Here is a 13929-nt window from a genome sequence, read left to right as displayed (position 1 = left end):
CGACCTGGTACGGCGAAGAACTCTCGGGCAATCGCACATCCATTGGCGAAGAGTTCGATCCCAATGCGCTGGCCGCCGCGCACCCGACGCTGCCCATCCCCAGCTATGTGCGCGTGACCAACCTCAGCAATGGTCGTCAACTGGTGGTCCGCGTCAACGATCGAGGACCGTTCACGTCGGGTAGAATCATTGATCTGACGCGCGCCGCCGGTGAACGACTGAATATATCCAACAATACTCGCGTCAAGGTCGACTTCATCAGCGTGGCGCCCGACGGTACGCTATCGGGGCCGGGCACCGTCGGCACGCGGGTGGCCAAGCAGAGCTTCGCCCTGCCCGAACGTCCTAACCTTAGTGCCGGCGGAATGAGCGCGCCGGTGATGTCCCCGGCAGCCGCCGCCATCACGACATCGCCCGTCTCCGATACGGCCACGGACACCGCCGCCTCAACCGTCTCTCCAACCGCCAATTCAACGCCAAGCGGCGGATTCCTTGGCGCGCCTCAGCCGCTGCGCAACGGCGTTGTGGAAACATCGCAACCGACGGCGGCCTCAACGGCCGTTCCCGCGGTAGCGACTACGCCCGCTGCTAGCGGCAACGTGGTGGTTCAGGTCGGAGCGCTCAAGGACTCACAACGCGCCGACGCCTGGCTGAGCAGCCTAAAAAGCCGCTTCAACGTCAAAGGCAACGTCACGCAGAACAATGGCCTGTATCGCGTTCAGTTAGGTCCGTTCACCAGCCGACAGCAGGCGCTAGAGCTACAGCAGCGGCTGGCAAGCGAAGCGCAGCAGCAGTCATTTATCACGACGCTGTAAGCCGATATCCTTCGTGGAAGCCGAAGCGACATTGTCTTTCCTCGTCAAGACGTCGCCCGGCCGGACCCTTCGGCAAAATTGCGTAACGTATTATCTGATGCCGCCCAGGATCCTCATCTGCTATAGTGTGACTCGTTTTTAACTCATACCCATGGATGTTGTTGTTCCATCATGAATACAGAAACCACAACTCGTTTTATGCCACGCCTCGTACTGGGCTCACTACTGGCACTCTGCGCATCGACCTTCGCCCACGCCGACGACGTCAACCTTAAAACCATGATCCCCGGCGTACCGCAGATCGACGCCGAAGCTTATATTCTGATTGATTACAATTCGGGTAAAGTCCTGGCGGAAATGAACGCCGATACCCGTCGTAATCCGGCCAGTCTGACTAAAATGATGACCAGTTATGTCATCGGTCAAGCCATCAAGGCGGGGAAAATCACCCCTAACGACGTTGTGACCATCGGTAAAGATGCCTGGGCGACCGGCAACCCCGAGTTTCAGGGGTCTTCTCTGATGTTTTTGAAGCCGGGAGATCGCGTCAGCGTCTCTCTGCTTAACAAAGGGATTATTCTGCAGTCGGGCAACGACGCCTGCGTCGCCATGGCGGACTATGTCGCCGGCAGTCAGGACTCGTTCGTCAATCTGATGAACAACTACGTTAAGGCGTTAGGCCTGCAAAATACGCAGTTTAAAACTGTACATGGGCTGGATGCCGAAGGGCAGTACAGTTCAGCTAGGGATATGGCGCTGATTGGCCAAGCGCTGATCCGCGACGTACCGGACGAGTACGCGACCTATAAAGAGAAAGAGTTCACGTTCAACAACATTCGTCAGACCAACCGTAATGGACTGCTGTGGGATTCCAGCCTGACCGTAGACGGAATCAAAACCGGCCATACCTCCTCCGCTGGCTACAATCTGGTCGCCTCGGCGACCGAAGGTCAGACACGCCTGATTTCCGCCGTGCTTGGTGGGCGGACATTCAAAGGCCGTGAAACGGAAAGCAAAAAACTGCTGACCTGGGGCTTCCGTTTCTTTGAAACCGTGGCGCCGCTTAAATCCGGCAAAGAGTTCGCTTCAGAACCGGTCTGGTTCGGCGATAGCGATCGCGTTGCGCTGAGCGTTGAAAAGGATGTCTACATCACTATTCCGCGCGGTCGGATGAAAGATCTGAAAGCCAGCTACGTGTTGAACAATACTGAACTGCACGCGCCGCTGAACAAAAATCAGGTCGTCGGCACCATCAACTTCCAGTTGGATGGCAAGACCATTGAACAGCGCCCGCTGGTGGTGATGAACGAAGTGAAGGAAGGCGGCATTTTCGGCCGACTGATGGACTATGTAAAACTGATGTTCCACCGCTGGTTCAGCTGATCCCCTCTTGTTTTCGGGCACTAAGCCCCCATATCACACGGATAACCACACTCCCGCCTCGGCGGGAGTTATACTTTTTATCGTCTTACCGTTAGAACACCACTCTGGAGTCTCACAATGAAAACTAAACTCAACGAACTGCTTGAATTCCCCTGCTCCTTCACCTACAAGGTGATGGGGCTGGCGCAGCCGGAGCTTGTCGATCAGGTGGTTGAAGTGGTACAGCGCCATGCGCCGGGTGATTACACGCCGCAAATCAAACCCAGCGCAAAGGGCAACTACCACTCGGTTTCCATTACGATTAACGCGACGCATGTCGAGCAGGTCGAGACATTGTACGAAGAGCTCGGAAAAATCGACATCGTACGTATGGTGCTTTAATTTCGTCGGCTGCTTCCCACCGGAAGGCCGGCGCAAACAGCAAGCGTTATTCGTCCTCACGGCGGTATCCGGTATACTGACCGCCATTCATTCCCGACTTCGAAGATGACGCCAGTGGAACATAACAAGATCATCATACGTCAGCTAGGCATACTCCCTTACGAGCAAGTCTCCTTGGCGATGCACCACTTCACCGAACAACGCGATGGCGACAGCGCTGACGAGCTATGGCTGGTTCAGCACTCCCCGGTGTTCACGCAGGGACAGGCGGGCAAGGCGGAACACGTGCTGATGCCGGGAGATATCCCGGTCATCCAAAGCGACCGCGGGGGACAGGTCACCTATCATGGCCCGGGCCAGCAGGTGATGTATGCCATGATTGACATTAAACGCCGCAAAGTCGGCGTCCGTCAGTTGGTTAGCGCGATTGAACAGACCGTCGTCGATACGCTGGCGCATTTCGAGATTAATGCCCATGCTCGCCCGGACGCACCCGGTGTGTATGTCGGCGATAAAAAAATCTGCTCGCTGGGCTTGCGCATTCGGCATGGCTGCTCTTTCCATGGTCTGGCGCTTAATATTGCGATGGATTTGTCGCCTTTTCAGCGCATCAACCCGTGTGGTTATGCGGGTATGCAGATGACGCAGATTCACGATCTCATACCCGGAGCGACCGTTGAAGATACGGCCCCCGTCCTAACCGCCGCTTTTATGCAGCGACTCGGCTACACAGAGAGCAAATGGATAGACTGGGCGTGGGAACAGCAGGGAGAACCGCAACCGACGGCGTATTTTTCGCCCGACCGCCCGGCATAATCATTACATTTCATTTACACCAATGATGCTTTTTGCTTGTTCAAGGGCTGATTGTCACCGGGCAAAGATGATATAATTTTGTGAGTTTTTTAAAAAAAAGTTTAACGACTCACGCGATTCATGAATTAGTCGTTAATTCATGACAGCGATTCAGAACTGGAACTTACGCAAACATGAGTAAACCGATTCAGATCGAACGTGGCGTAAAATACCGCGACGCCGATAAACTGGCCTTGATTCCTGTACGGACCGTTGCCGTTGAACGCCAGGATATGCTGCGCAAACCCGAATGGATGAAAATCAAACTCCCTGCCGACTCAAGCCGGATCAAGGGAATCAAAGATGCCATGCGCCGCAATGGACTGCATTCGGTTTGTGAAGAAGCCTCCTGCCCTAACCTGGCTGAATGTTTCAACCACGGTACGGCCACCTTTATGATCCTTGGCGCAATCTGCACCCGCCGCTGCCCCTTCTGCGATGTTGCACATGGCCGACCGATCGCGCCCGACGCCAATGAACCGGAAAAGCTGGCGCAGACGATCCACGATATGGATCTGCGTTATGTCGTTATCACATCGGTAGACCGTGATGATTTGCGTGACGGCGGCGCTCAGCACTTCGCCGACTGCATTAGCGCAATCCGCCGTAAAAGTCCGCAGATTAAGATTGAAACGCTGGTGCCGGACTTCCGCGGCCGCATGGATCGCGCGTTGGAGATTCTCAATGCCAGCCCGCCGGACGTCTTCAACCATAACCTGGAAAACGTACCACGGCTTTATCGACAGGTCCGTCCCGGCGCCAACTACGAGTGGTCGCTCAAACTATTGGAAAACTTTAAGGCCGCGCATCCGGATATCCCGACGAAATCGGGACTGATGGTAGGGCTGGGTGAAACCAATGAAGAGATTGTGGAAGTCATGCGCGACCTCCGCCGTCACGGCGTGACGATGCTGACGTTAGGCCAATACCTGCAACCCAGCCGCCACCATCTTGCGGTGAAACGCTATGTGCCGCCGGAAGAGTTCGATGAGATGAAACAGGAAGCGCTGGCGATGGGATTCACACATGCTGCTTGCGGGCCTTTCGTGCGATCGTCTTACCACGCCGACCTGCAGGCGAAGGGTGAAGAGGTCAAATAATCCGTCTATCCGGCAATAAATGATTACAGTTTGCCGGTGGGGAACCAAGACTGAGCGGACGGGATCCCGTCCGCTGCACGCCCGGCATCATTGAAAAATGATTATTCCTTGTTGCGCACGTCGTTGAGCGCAGCAGGTTCTTCCGGAGTCTGTGTTTTAGCCGTCGCCTGATCGTCGTTCATGGCTTTTTTGAAGCCCTTGATCGCCGCTCCCAGGTCGCCACCCAGGCTACGCAGTTTGTTGGTGCCGAAGAGCAGAACGATCAATGCGCCAATCACCAACAGTTTGGCAATGCTGATACCTTCCATAAATACCTACCTGATTTTATACGCTGGGACAGCCAGCACTTGTGCCTCGCCCCGTTTTAAGACGGCCTTCATCATAATACAACGGTCATCTGTAACAAAATAAGACCGGCACTCCCGTACCTCGGATGCAATCCATTAGCCGAAGTCACCTTTACAGCGTAATACAGGCGGTTCGAAGCGGCTATGATTCAGAACAGGTAATTGACGGCGCACACGTTGAATTCGCTCCACACTCAGATCGGCATAGAGCAACGCAGGTTCTTCCGCCGCCTGTGCGACGACAATCCCCATCGGGTCGACCACCATACTATTGCCAATATTCTTCACGCCGCACTCACCCACGGCGATCAGATAACAGGTATTTTCCAGCGCACGGGCTCGATTCAATAGCGCCCACTGCATCTCTTTATGCGTGCCTTTCACCCAGGCGGCGGGAAGCGCCAGTGCATCGGCACCTTTATGCGCTAGCAGTCGCGCCATCTCCGGAAAACGCAGGTCGTAACAGACCATCATGCCGACCTTTATCCCGTCGATGTCGATCACCGGGGGAAGCATCTCCCCCGGAGTGACGCGTTTAGACTCCTGCCAGGAGAAGGCATCGTAGAGGTGGAGCTTGTGATAATGCGCCAACACTTCCCCCCGACGCAAAACCAACAGCGTGTTATACACGCGTCCCTCTTCAGCTGGGGTATGAAGCGTGAAGACGATGGTGAGGGATGATGACTCACTGGCCGAGAGGAGCTGGCTCACGAAAGGCCCGTTCAAAGGCTGCGCGTGATTGATGCCCCACTCAGCATCAGCGTTATCTCGCGCCAGCACCGCCTCCGGCAGCACCAGCAGGCGGGCTCCCGCGGCCGTTGCCTCGTGCATCAGCCTGATGCACGTATTCGCGTTATCCTGCCACTGCCGCTGTACGGCAAACTGACCCAGCGCAATTTTCATAGCACTCCCTCACTCGATGAATCACAAACCACGATGAATCGGCGCCCGATGCCCTTCCCTATAAAAAAACGGTGCTAAGGGGTACACTTTGGATGTTGGCAACGGAGATGACATTTCTCCATAACCGCCTTTTGGCTGATGATGTCTACGCCTTCTCGAACCCAGACACCGCGTATGCCCATCATCCGAGATTAGCCCAACTTGCTGGGGAAATAAAAGATGTCCATGTACGCTAATTTATTCGCTGTTTTTTTCGGTGGTGGTATTGGCTGCGTCGCTCGCTGGCTGCTGAGTCTGCGTTTTAACAGCGGCTCGTCCGGAATACCTACCGGAACACTGATGGCCAACCTGATTGGCGCGGCAATCATTGGGGCTGCGGCAAGCTATTTCGTTCGTTTACCGGATTTGCCTTCGCACTGGAAGCTGGTGGTGACGACCGGTTTTTGCGGCGGCTTGACAACGTTCTCCACGTTCTCAGTGGAAATGCTTGGGATGATTCAAGAAGGACAGTGGTTAACGGCGGGGATCTATATGGTGTTGAGCTTTGTCGGTTCGCTAGCGCTGGCTGCACTCGCTTTTTCTCTCGTCAGCTGGCTGGCGGCTCACTGAAAAATAAAAACCCGCCAATGGGCGGGTTTTTTTAGAAATCGGTATAATTAAATAGCGATAACGTTAGCAGCAGAAGGACCTTTTGCACCGCTAGTGATTTCAAACTCTACACGCTGACCTTCAGCCAGAGTTTTGAAGCCATTGCTCTGGATGGCAGAGAAGTGTACGAACACGTCTTTGCTACCATCTTCAGGAGTAATGAAACCGAATCCTTTGGACTCATTAAACCACTTAACGCTACCTGTAATCTTAGACATCAAACTTACCTTTAACATGAATGAAAGACACAAACTCTGTGTCATGCACAGTACAGCAATAGATGAAGCATTTGTCCAGCTGAACATCGACGAAATGCAATAAAAAGCGTTAAAAAATTCGACCAGCGCCTTTTATGACCTTCATTCGCGCGCAATATGCTTTTTACAACTAACTAACGCCATTTTTTATTCAATTTTTGGGATAAGAAAAAAAAGGCTGTAAAAGACCGTCCACGCAATAAAGCATTTTTAGCTAAAGAAGAAGCGCGAAATTCATACACCTCCTCCCCGACAAACCCTCTCCGTCCGAAATGGCAGGCCTAATAAATAGGCCTCAAATAATAGCCTCTTTTATTTACTCAGGTTTCCTCATTTATTCGTCGACCGCTAAACCGGCACCAGATAAATAATCACCCGCCTCTGCCCACTTCCCGTCACAGCCTCTGGCTTTACATGAAAAACGCCAATAGATTGGTATGGCATCAGACCTAAATTAAACGGTATGATCTGCATCCTAATTCCTAATAAAAAACAAAGGGTTTATTAGCCATGACGACCATGTACGGTATCAAGAACTGTGACACCATCAAAAAGGCCCGCCGTTGGCTGGAGGCCCACCAGATTGACTATCGTTTTCATGATTACCGGGCGGATGGACTGGACGATACTTTGCTGCAATCGTTTATCGATAGCCTGGGCTGGGAACCGCTGCTGAACAAGCGCGGCACAACCTGGCGAAAACTGGACGAAACCCGACGAGAGACGATCGACAATTCCGCTGCGGCAAAAGCTGTTATGCTGGAGCAGCCGGCACTCATCAAACGTCCTTTATTGGTGAACGAGGATGGGAAAACGCTGCTCGGCTTCAGCGACGACAGCTACCAGCAATTTTTCGCGGAGGAGAAATAACGTGTCCTGTCCCGTCATCGAACTCGCTCAGCAGTTGATTAAACGCCCTTCCCTCAGCCCGGACGACGCCGGCTGCCAAACGCTCATGATTGAACGCCTTGAGGCCATCGGCTTTACCGTCGAAAAGATGAACTTCGGTGAAACGCAGAACTTCTGGGCCTGGCGCGGAACGGGCGAAACGCTGGCCTTTGCTGGACACACCGACGTTGTTCCGAGCGGAGACGCCAGCCTGTGGCAACATCCTCCCTTCGAACCCACCATCAGCGACGGCATGCTGTATGGCCGTGGCGCGGCAGATATGAAAGGATCGCTGGCCGCGATGGTCGTTGCTGCTGAGCGCTTCGTCGCCGCGAATCCCCAACATAAAGGCCGACTCGCCTTTTTGATTACTTCCGACGAAGAGGCCGATGCGACGCACGGCACCGTCAAGGTGGTCGAAGCACTCATGGCGCGTCAGGAACGTCTGGACTACTGTCTGGTCGGCGAACCCTCCAGCACCAGCCGGGTGGGCGACGTCGTCAAGAATGGCCGTCGCGGCTCGATTACCGCCAACCTGCGTATCCACGGTATTCAGGGACATGTCGCCTATCCTCACCTGGCCGACAACCCCGTCCACCGCGCGCTGCCGGCGTTAAACGAACTTGTGTCCACCGTGTGGGATGAAGGCAACGAGTTCTTCCCGCCCACCAGCATGCAGATTGCCAATATAAAAGCCGGTACCGGCAGCAATAACGTGATCCCCGGCGAACTGCAGGTGCAGTTCAACTTCCGTTTTAGCACAGAGCTGACGGACGAAACCATTAAACAGCGCGTCGCCGAGCTACTGGACCGACACCAGCTGAACTATACTTTGGACTGGTGGTTATCAGGTCAGCCGTTCCTCACCGCACGCGGTGCGTTAGTCGATGCCGTCGTCAACGCGGTCGAACACTACAGCGAACTCACCCCGCAGTTGCTAACCACCGGCGGCACCTCAGATGGCCGCTTTATCTCCCGAATGGGTGCGCAGGTTGTGGAGTTGGGGCCTGTGAACGCCACCATTCATAAAGTGGACGAGTGCGTCAATGCAGCCGATTTACAGCTGCTGAGTCGCATGTATCAACGGATAATGGAGCAACTGATCGCATGATCACCCATGCCATGCTGACCGGTAAGAATGACCAGCATCTGACGATGCTGACGGGTCAGCATCGCCTGCAGCCCGAAGCGGTAAATGCCTTTCAGGCGTTACAGCGCGAAGCGCGACAGGCGGGATTCAATCTCCAGCCCGCCAGCACCTTTCGCGACTTCGAACGTCAACGACTGATATGGAATGGCAAATTTACCGGACAGCGCCCGCTGTTATCACATGACAACCAACCGGTTGACGCCCTGTCAATGGACGTCCCGGAACGCTGTGAGACGATCTTAAGGTGGTCAGCCCTGCCCGGGGGAAGCCGCCACCATTGGGGTACCGATCTGGATGTGTACGATCCCGACCGGCTGCCGTCGGGGCAATCCTTGCAGCTCGAACCGTGGGAATATGAATCCGGCGGTTACTTTTCCGAACTAAACCGCTGGCTGACGGAGCACATGGGGGCGTACGATTTTTATCGCCCCTACGCCCATGACACAGGCGGCGTCGCCATCGAACCCTGGCACATCAGCTATCTACCGCTGGCCCGCGAGGCGATGGCGTTGCTGTCGCCGGACATCATTCTTGAGGCCTGGGAAGGTGAAGACGTCGCAGGTTATGACTGGCTGAAATCCTGCCTTCCCGCCCTGTTCACCCGATTTATACACGCTGTCGATGAGGCATAATATGGCATGGCTGGCTGATTACTGGTGGATCATTCTGCTGATACTAGTGGGAATGTTAATTAATGGGATCAAGGACTTACGTCGAGTAGATTACAAAAGGTTCCTGAAAGACAAGCCCGAGCTACCACCTCACCGCGACAATAATGCGCAGTGGGATGAAGAGGATGATTGGCCGAAAGATAAGAAACAAGATAAAAAACAGGACAAAAAATAGTTTTCCATCCTGTTTGGCCTTACGTTCGCCTTAGCTGCGAAAACCGCAGGCGCGGAGCCGACCGCAATGCGCCTCGCTTCCCCACTCCGCTGACGCGCCCACTCTCCGCCAACGACTCGCTCTCCTTATGCGACAAATGCGAAGCGCTTAGCGAAAGGCGATAAGCTCCCCGCATTTGCCCTGCACAGCCTCGTCCCAGTATCGCTGAGGAATGTAGTACCGCAGGCGATTTAACGCGAAGTCCATCATGCGAGTATCAATGGCATGCCCTAATTCCGGCACCCTATCCAAGGTAAAGTCCGCCCCCAACATTTGCAGCCTTTGGGCCGCCGAAGACGCGTGTTCGGATGAGATTACCGGGTCGTTCTCGCCATGCAGTAAATGCACCACGCTATCATTAGACAACGGTTGTTCTGGCAACGTGGCGTAGCGACCGCTAAAGACTACCGATCGTCCCGCCAACTGACGCTCGGCCTGCAGGGCTTCCAGGATCATAATCCCCCCCTGCGAAAATCCTACCAACGCGGTGTGACCCGCATTGATACCGCTCTGGTTCTGCCAATAGCGAATGGTCTCAATGAAGCTCGGCAGGACGCGCTGAATGCGTTCGGGACGATTCTCCTCGGTAATATCCTGCACAGAGAACCATCGGCGGCTGCCATTCTCGCCTTTCGGGCTACCCACGCTGACAACCAGCGCCTCGCTGAATGCGTCGGCGAAATAGCGGCCGATTTCGGCCATCGACGCAGGGTTGCCCCCAATACCATGAAACATAAGGAATAACTGCCGAGGAGAGGAAGGCTGTTGTACCACAACGTATTCGTGTTTCATGAGTTTCTCTCCTTCGGCTGTCAAAAACGTCTAGAGAGTCACTATATGCCCGGTGCCAATCGCCCAATATTGAGGTTTATTGAACGACTTGTTGCGTAATCCTGCACGGCGTCGTGGTGACTAGCAGAAACGCCAAACGTTGAGAGAAACTACGCCAGCCACTGCCGCGCATGTTGGAGGGCGTCGTTATCGCATTGTGACAGGGCCTGCGCCGTCTCTTCACGCCAGCGGCGCAGCAAGGCTTTTTTGCCGCTGAGCCCCAACCGCTCGACGCATTGGCGCTCTTGCGCCTCCTCGTCCAGCCATAGCCTTAACGCAGGCAACGCCAGTGACGTATGCGCCAGCAGTCGGCACAGCGAGCCCAGACTCGCCTGAGAAGAGCGATGGGCGAAAGCGAATCCGTAGAGATTGAGCCAGTCGGCCTCATCCAGCGCATTATCGTCGTCCAGATCGATAGGCAGCGTCAGCGGAATGTCCCGTCGTAACCACCGCCAGTCGCGAGCCAGTTGCCGGGCGGCCTCGTGCGCCAACGCCTTGCCAGCATCGCTCAGCGGTAATAATGCCATCGCGCTGTAGCAGCCGCTGCTGGCTTCGATATGGCTGCCGATCCGCGCCAGACTAAAGCCGCAACGCTGCCAGAAACGCCACAGCTCTGGCTCGTAGCCGAAGCTGACCGACAGAAAATCCATGCCCTCTTGCTCACCCTGCCGCTGTTGTTCCCGCACTAAGGCCTGTCCGATGCCTTTTCGTCGCGCTGAAGGCAGGACGGCAATGCGGCTGATACGTCGGGAGCGCAGTTGTGGCGCTGTCCACAGATTGCCGTGGGCCGCCAGCGACTGTGCGACCAGATTGCCGCGCGGACGTCGACGTCCAGCCCACACATCGCGGGCCAGCCCAACATCTAGCCCGCCTTCGTCCACCGACCAGATGATGCCGCACAGGCTGTCGCCGCTACGGGCCGTGGCAAGGTGCATACCGGGGGCATCCAGCAAACGACGTAAATCCAAGGGCGACGTTCGGTAGTGCGCGCTGCACAGCAGGCCGTAGCACTGTTCCAGGCGGGCCGGAAAGCGGCTCCAATCGGTGGTTTCGTCGTGAACCAGCGTGACAGGCGCAGTTAAACGCTGTCCCGCCAGCCGATTTTCAGCCTGAAACAGCATAATGTGATCCAGCAAACGCTCCAGCGGATCGTCGGTGGCCCAGCGCAGCGGCTCACTCAGCTCCAACATTTGGCAATCAGACAATCCGGCACAAAATTTAAGCCAGAAACCGCGTCCGGTGCCTTCATAGCCCAACACGGTGGTCGTCATGAGCACATGGGGAAAATAGGACAACATTTCAGTGAGGACCGAAGATGGGATCGCCGCCGCCTCGTCAATCAACAGCCACTCGGCACTACCGCCGTGCTGGCGGCAGTGCGACAGCAGGTTATCTGGTGACCAGAATGAAACCGCATCGCCCGACTGACGTAGTAAGACATCGCTGGCCGCACGGGAAGGCGCCACCACCCAACAGCGTTCGCGACATTGCTGAGCGAACAGCCCCGCCAACGTGGATTTTCCGCGTCCTCTCGGCGCGGTAATCACATAAGTCGCATGTCGAGCAGCCTGAAGCTGCCGCAGAATTTCCTGCTGACCTTGCGTGGGTCTGCCGTCGGGCGCATGCCACGCAGGCCGAGTGCGAATCGGCGGCAGGTTTAACGGCATCGACTGACGCCAAAGCGCAGCTTCGCCGTCAGACAGCAGGGCCGAACGCAAACGGCGGATGAACGCGGGCGTCGCGATCGCTTCCGCACTCTCGCTCCAGCGCAAACTGTCCGCATCCGGGCAGTTTGGCCAAGCCTCCCACTCCGGAACCAATAGCAGCAGCCAGCTTCCAGCCTTGAGGGTACCCGCCAGGATCGCCAACGCCTCCGCATCCAATCCATCGTGGGCGTCAAATACGCCGTGCAGGAACTCCTGCCCCAACTTCCCTTTCAGTTGAGTCGGCGCCAGCACCGCTCCCGGCGCCGTCTTGCCTACCCACGGCCAGTCGCCGGGCAGCGCCTGACGCAGTGCATCCGCCTGTTTCACACACCAATCGCGATCGCCGCTGATTGTCAGTACACGACGAATACCGGCCTGTTTCAGTGCCGCTTGCGCGGCGACAAGCGCGTCGATAGCAGACCCTGACAAAACGTCAGCCGCCTTTACCGACCAGCAACGACAGCAACCCGGCGGCAATCAGCGGACCGACCGGGACGCCACGGAATAACGCGACGCCCATCACCGTGCCCACCAACAATCCGGCCACGACAGAAGGTTGGCTCGTCATCAGCGCAACACCGCGCCCCCCAAGCCAGGAAACCATCACGCCGATCAACACCGCCAACAACGATTTCCAGTGCAGGAACGAATGCATGACCTCTCCCGCGCTGATTTTTCCGCTGGCGATGGGCGCCATCACCCCTATCGTCAACACTAGTACGCCAATGGTCAGACCGTATTTCTCCACCCAGGGGAAATAGTGGTTTAACGGCGTGATGCGCACCGCCAGCAGCGCCAGAATGGCCAGCGTCACCGTCATGTTGTGACTGATGATGCCGAGCGCGGCCAGCGCCAGAAGAATTAATAGCGTTGGGTCTAAATAGGCCATGAAAATTCCTTGCGGGGAAAACAGAAAATACGGCGGGCAATAATACCACCGATCGTGATGGGACCGGCGTTCAATCTCAGGCGGAGTGAGGGTAGCGTTGAACGATGAGAGGGCCGTCAGGTTTTGCGTTCCTGACGGCGCAACGGAAACGATTGCTTTTTTAGTCTAAAGAAACGCCGATACGGCGAGCCACTTCTTCATAGGCTTCAATCACGCCGCCCAGGCTCTGACGGAAACGGTCTTTATCCATCTTATCCAGCGTGTTTTTGTCCCACAGACGGCTGCCATCCGGCGAGAACTCGTCGCCCAGCACCACTTCGCCTTTGAACAGACCAAACTCCAGTTTGAAGTCCACCAGGATCAGTCCGGCGTCGTCAAACAGCTTGCTGAGAACGTCATTCGCCTGATAGCTCAGGGCCTTCATGCGCGCCAAATGCTTTTCGCTCACCCAACCAAAGGTTTCGCAGTACGATTCGTTGACCATAGGGTCATGCATGGCGTCGTTCTTCAGGAACAGGTCGAATAGCGGCGGATTCAGCATTTCGCCTTCTTCGATGCCCAGACGTTTCACCAGCGAGCCAGCGGCACGGTTACGGATCACGCATTCGACCGGCACCATATCCAGTTTTTTTACCAGCACTTCGGTATCGGACAGCAGACGCTCCATCTGAGTCGGAATACCCGCTTCTTCCAGCTTGCTCATAATGAAGTGGTTGAACTTGTTGTTCACCATTCCTTTACGATCAAACTGCTCAATGCGCTGACCATCTAACGCTGACGTATCATTGCGAAACTGCAGCACCAGCAGATCGGGATCTTCTGTGGTGTAAACCGTTTTCGCTTTTCCGCGATACAACTCAGCTAGCTTTTGCATCTTTATTACTCCACACA

17 protein-coding genes and 1 riboswitch are annotated in these 13929 nt (G+C 55.5%); of the genes, 10 read left to right on the top strand and 7 right to left on the bottom strand.

Going from position 1 to position 13929, the window contains the following annotated elements:
* From rlpA to lipA, 5 genes are all read left to right on the top strand, one after another.
* On the top strand, positions 1 to 815 hold an 815-nt coding region (rlpA, locus tag AU511_RS08150; protein WP_094109348.1), incomplete at its 5' end, for an endolytic peptidoglycan transglycosylase RlpA.
* A 171-nt stretch (positions 816 to 986) separates the two neighbouring features.
* Positions 987 to 2198 carry a D-alanyl-D-alanine carboxypeptidase DacA gene (dacA, locus tag AU511_RS08145; protein WP_094109347.1) on the top strand — a complete coding sequence of 404 codons (1212 nt, stop codon included), beginning with the start codon at positions 987 to 989 and terminating at the stop codon, positions 2196 to 2198.
* 117 nt (positions 2199 to 2315) lie between these two features.
* Positions 2316 to 2579: a DUF493 family protein YbeD gene (gene ybeD, locus AU511_RS08140; RefSeq protein WP_026738925.1), complete on the top strand. Its 264-nt coding sequence runs from the start codon at positions 2316 to 2318 to the stop codon at positions 2577 to 2579.
* Between the two features lie 105 nt (positions 2580 to 2684).
* Positions 2685 to 3395, top strand: coding sequence for a lipoyl(octanoyl) transferase LipB (gene lipB, locus AU511_RS08135; RefSeq protein WP_094109346.1), 711 nt, complete (start codon positions 2685 to 2687; stop codon positions 3393 to 3395).
* A gap of 173 nt (positions 3396 to 3568) precedes the next feature.
* Positions 3569 to 4534: a lipoyl synthase gene (gene lipA, locus AU511_RS08130; protein ID WP_094099630.1), complete on the top strand. Its 966-nt coding sequence runs from the start codon at positions 3569 to 3571 to the stop codon at positions 4532 to 4534.
* 101 nt (positions 4535 to 4635) lie between these two features.
* Here lipA and tatE read toward each other — a convergent pair whose 3' ends face one another.
* A complete protein-coding gene (tatE, locus tag AU511_RS08125; RefSeq protein WP_094109345.1) occupies positions 4636 to 4842 on the bottom strand; it encodes a twin-arginine translocase subunit TatE in 207 nt (68 codons plus the stop codon).
* A gap of 135 nt (positions 4843 to 4977) precedes the next feature.
* Complete coding sequence (locus AU511_RS08120) at positions 4978 to 5784, bottom strand: deaminated glutathione amidase (RefSeq protein ID WP_094109344.1); 807 nt, start codon at positions 5782 to 5784, stop codon at positions 4978 to 4980.
* 94 nt (positions 5785 to 5878) lie between these two features.
* A riboswitch (Fluoride riboswitch) is annotated at positions 5879 to 5939 on the top strand.
* A 70-nt stretch (positions 5940 to 6009) separates the two neighbouring features.
* Between AU511_RS08120 and crcB the strand changes: the two genes are divergently transcribed.
* A complete protein-coding gene (crcB, locus tag AU511_RS08115) occupies positions 6010 to 6393 on the top strand; it encodes a fluoride efflux transporter CrcB (RefSeq protein WP_094099727.1) in 384 nt (127 codons plus the stop codon).
* Positions 6394 to 6440: 47 nt separating this feature from the next.
* On the opposite strand, the gene cspE is transcribed toward crcB, so the two are convergent.
* Positions 6441 to 6650 carry a transcription antiterminator/RNA stability regulator CspE gene (gene cspE, locus AU511_RS08110; RefSeq protein ID WP_026738919.1) on the bottom strand — a complete coding sequence of 70 codons (210 nt, stop codon included), beginning with the start codon at positions 6648 to 6650 and terminating at the stop codon, positions 6441 to 6443.
* Positions 6651 to 7199: 549 nt separating this feature from the next.
* Between cspE and AU511_RS08105 the strand changes: the two genes are divergently transcribed.
* The 4 genes from AU511_RS08105 to AU511_RS08090 are packed head-to-tail and all read left to right on the top strand — an operon-like array spanning position 7200 to position 9573.
* Positions 7200 to 7559: an ArsC family reductase gene (locus AU511_RS08105; RefSeq protein ID WP_094109343.1), complete on the top strand. Its 360-nt coding sequence runs from the start codon at positions 7200 to 7202 to the stop codon at positions 7557 to 7559.
* A 1-nt stretch (position 7560) separates the two neighbouring features.
* Positions 7561 to 8688, top strand: a complete 1128-nt coding sequence (gene dapE / locus AU511_RS08100) for a succinyl-diaminopimelate desuccinylase (protein WP_094109342.1) — start codon at positions 7561 to 7563, stop codon at positions 8686 to 8688.
* Positions 8685 to 9359, top strand: a complete 675-nt coding sequence (locus AU511_RS08095; RefSeq protein WP_094109341.1) for a M15 family metallopeptidase — start codon at positions 8685 to 8687, stop codon at positions 9357 to 9359. Before dapE ends, AU511_RS08095 begins: the two co-directional genes overlap by 4 nt.
* A 1-nt stretch (position 9360) precedes the next feature.
* Positions 9361 to 9573: a YpfN family protein gene (locus tag AU511_RS08090; RefSeq protein WP_094099624.1), complete on the top strand. Its 213-nt coding sequence runs from the start codon at positions 9361 to 9363 to the stop codon at positions 9571 to 9573.
* Between the two features lie 147 nt (positions 9574 to 9720).
* Here AU511_RS08090 and ypfH read toward each other — a convergent pair whose 3' ends face one another.
* From ypfH to purC, 4 genes are all read right to left on the bottom strand, one after another.
* Entirely contained in the window at positions 9721 to 10404 is a 684-nt protein-coding gene (ypfH, locus tag AU511_RS08085; protein ID WP_094109340.1) for an esterase, read from the bottom strand.
* A 149-nt stretch (positions 10405 to 10553) separates the two neighbouring features.
* Positions 10554 to 12578, bottom strand: coding sequence for a tRNA(Met) cytidine acetyltransferase TmcA (locus AU511_RS08080; protein ID WP_240503794.1), 2025 nt, complete (start codon positions 12576 to 12578; stop codon positions 10554 to 10556).
* Positions 12579 to 12582: 4 nt separating this feature from the next.
* The gene (locus tag AU511_RS08075; protein WP_026738912.1) at positions 12583 to 13038 is read right to left on the bottom strand and encodes a DUF441 domain-containing protein; all 456 of its coding nucleotides are present in this window, start codon (positions 13036 to 13038) and stop codon (positions 12583 to 12585) included.
* A 160-nt stretch (positions 13039 to 13198) separates the two neighbouring features.
* The gene (gene purC, locus AU511_RS08070) at positions 13199 to 13912 is read right to left on the bottom strand and encodes a phosphoribosylaminoimidazolesuccinocarboxamide synthase (RefSeq protein WP_094109339.1); all 714 of its coding nucleotides are present in this window, start codon (positions 13910 to 13912) and stop codon (positions 13199 to 13201) included.
* Positions 13913 to 13929: the final 17 nt, after the last annotated feature.

This window comes from Lonsdalea iberica (assembly GCF_002111585.1).
Taxonomy (GTDB): domain Bacteria; phylum Pseudomonadota; class Gammaproteobacteria; order Enterobacterales; family Enterobacteriaceae; genus Lonsdalea; species Lonsdalea iberica.
This window is presented reverse-complemented; position numbering and strand designations above follow the sequence as displayed.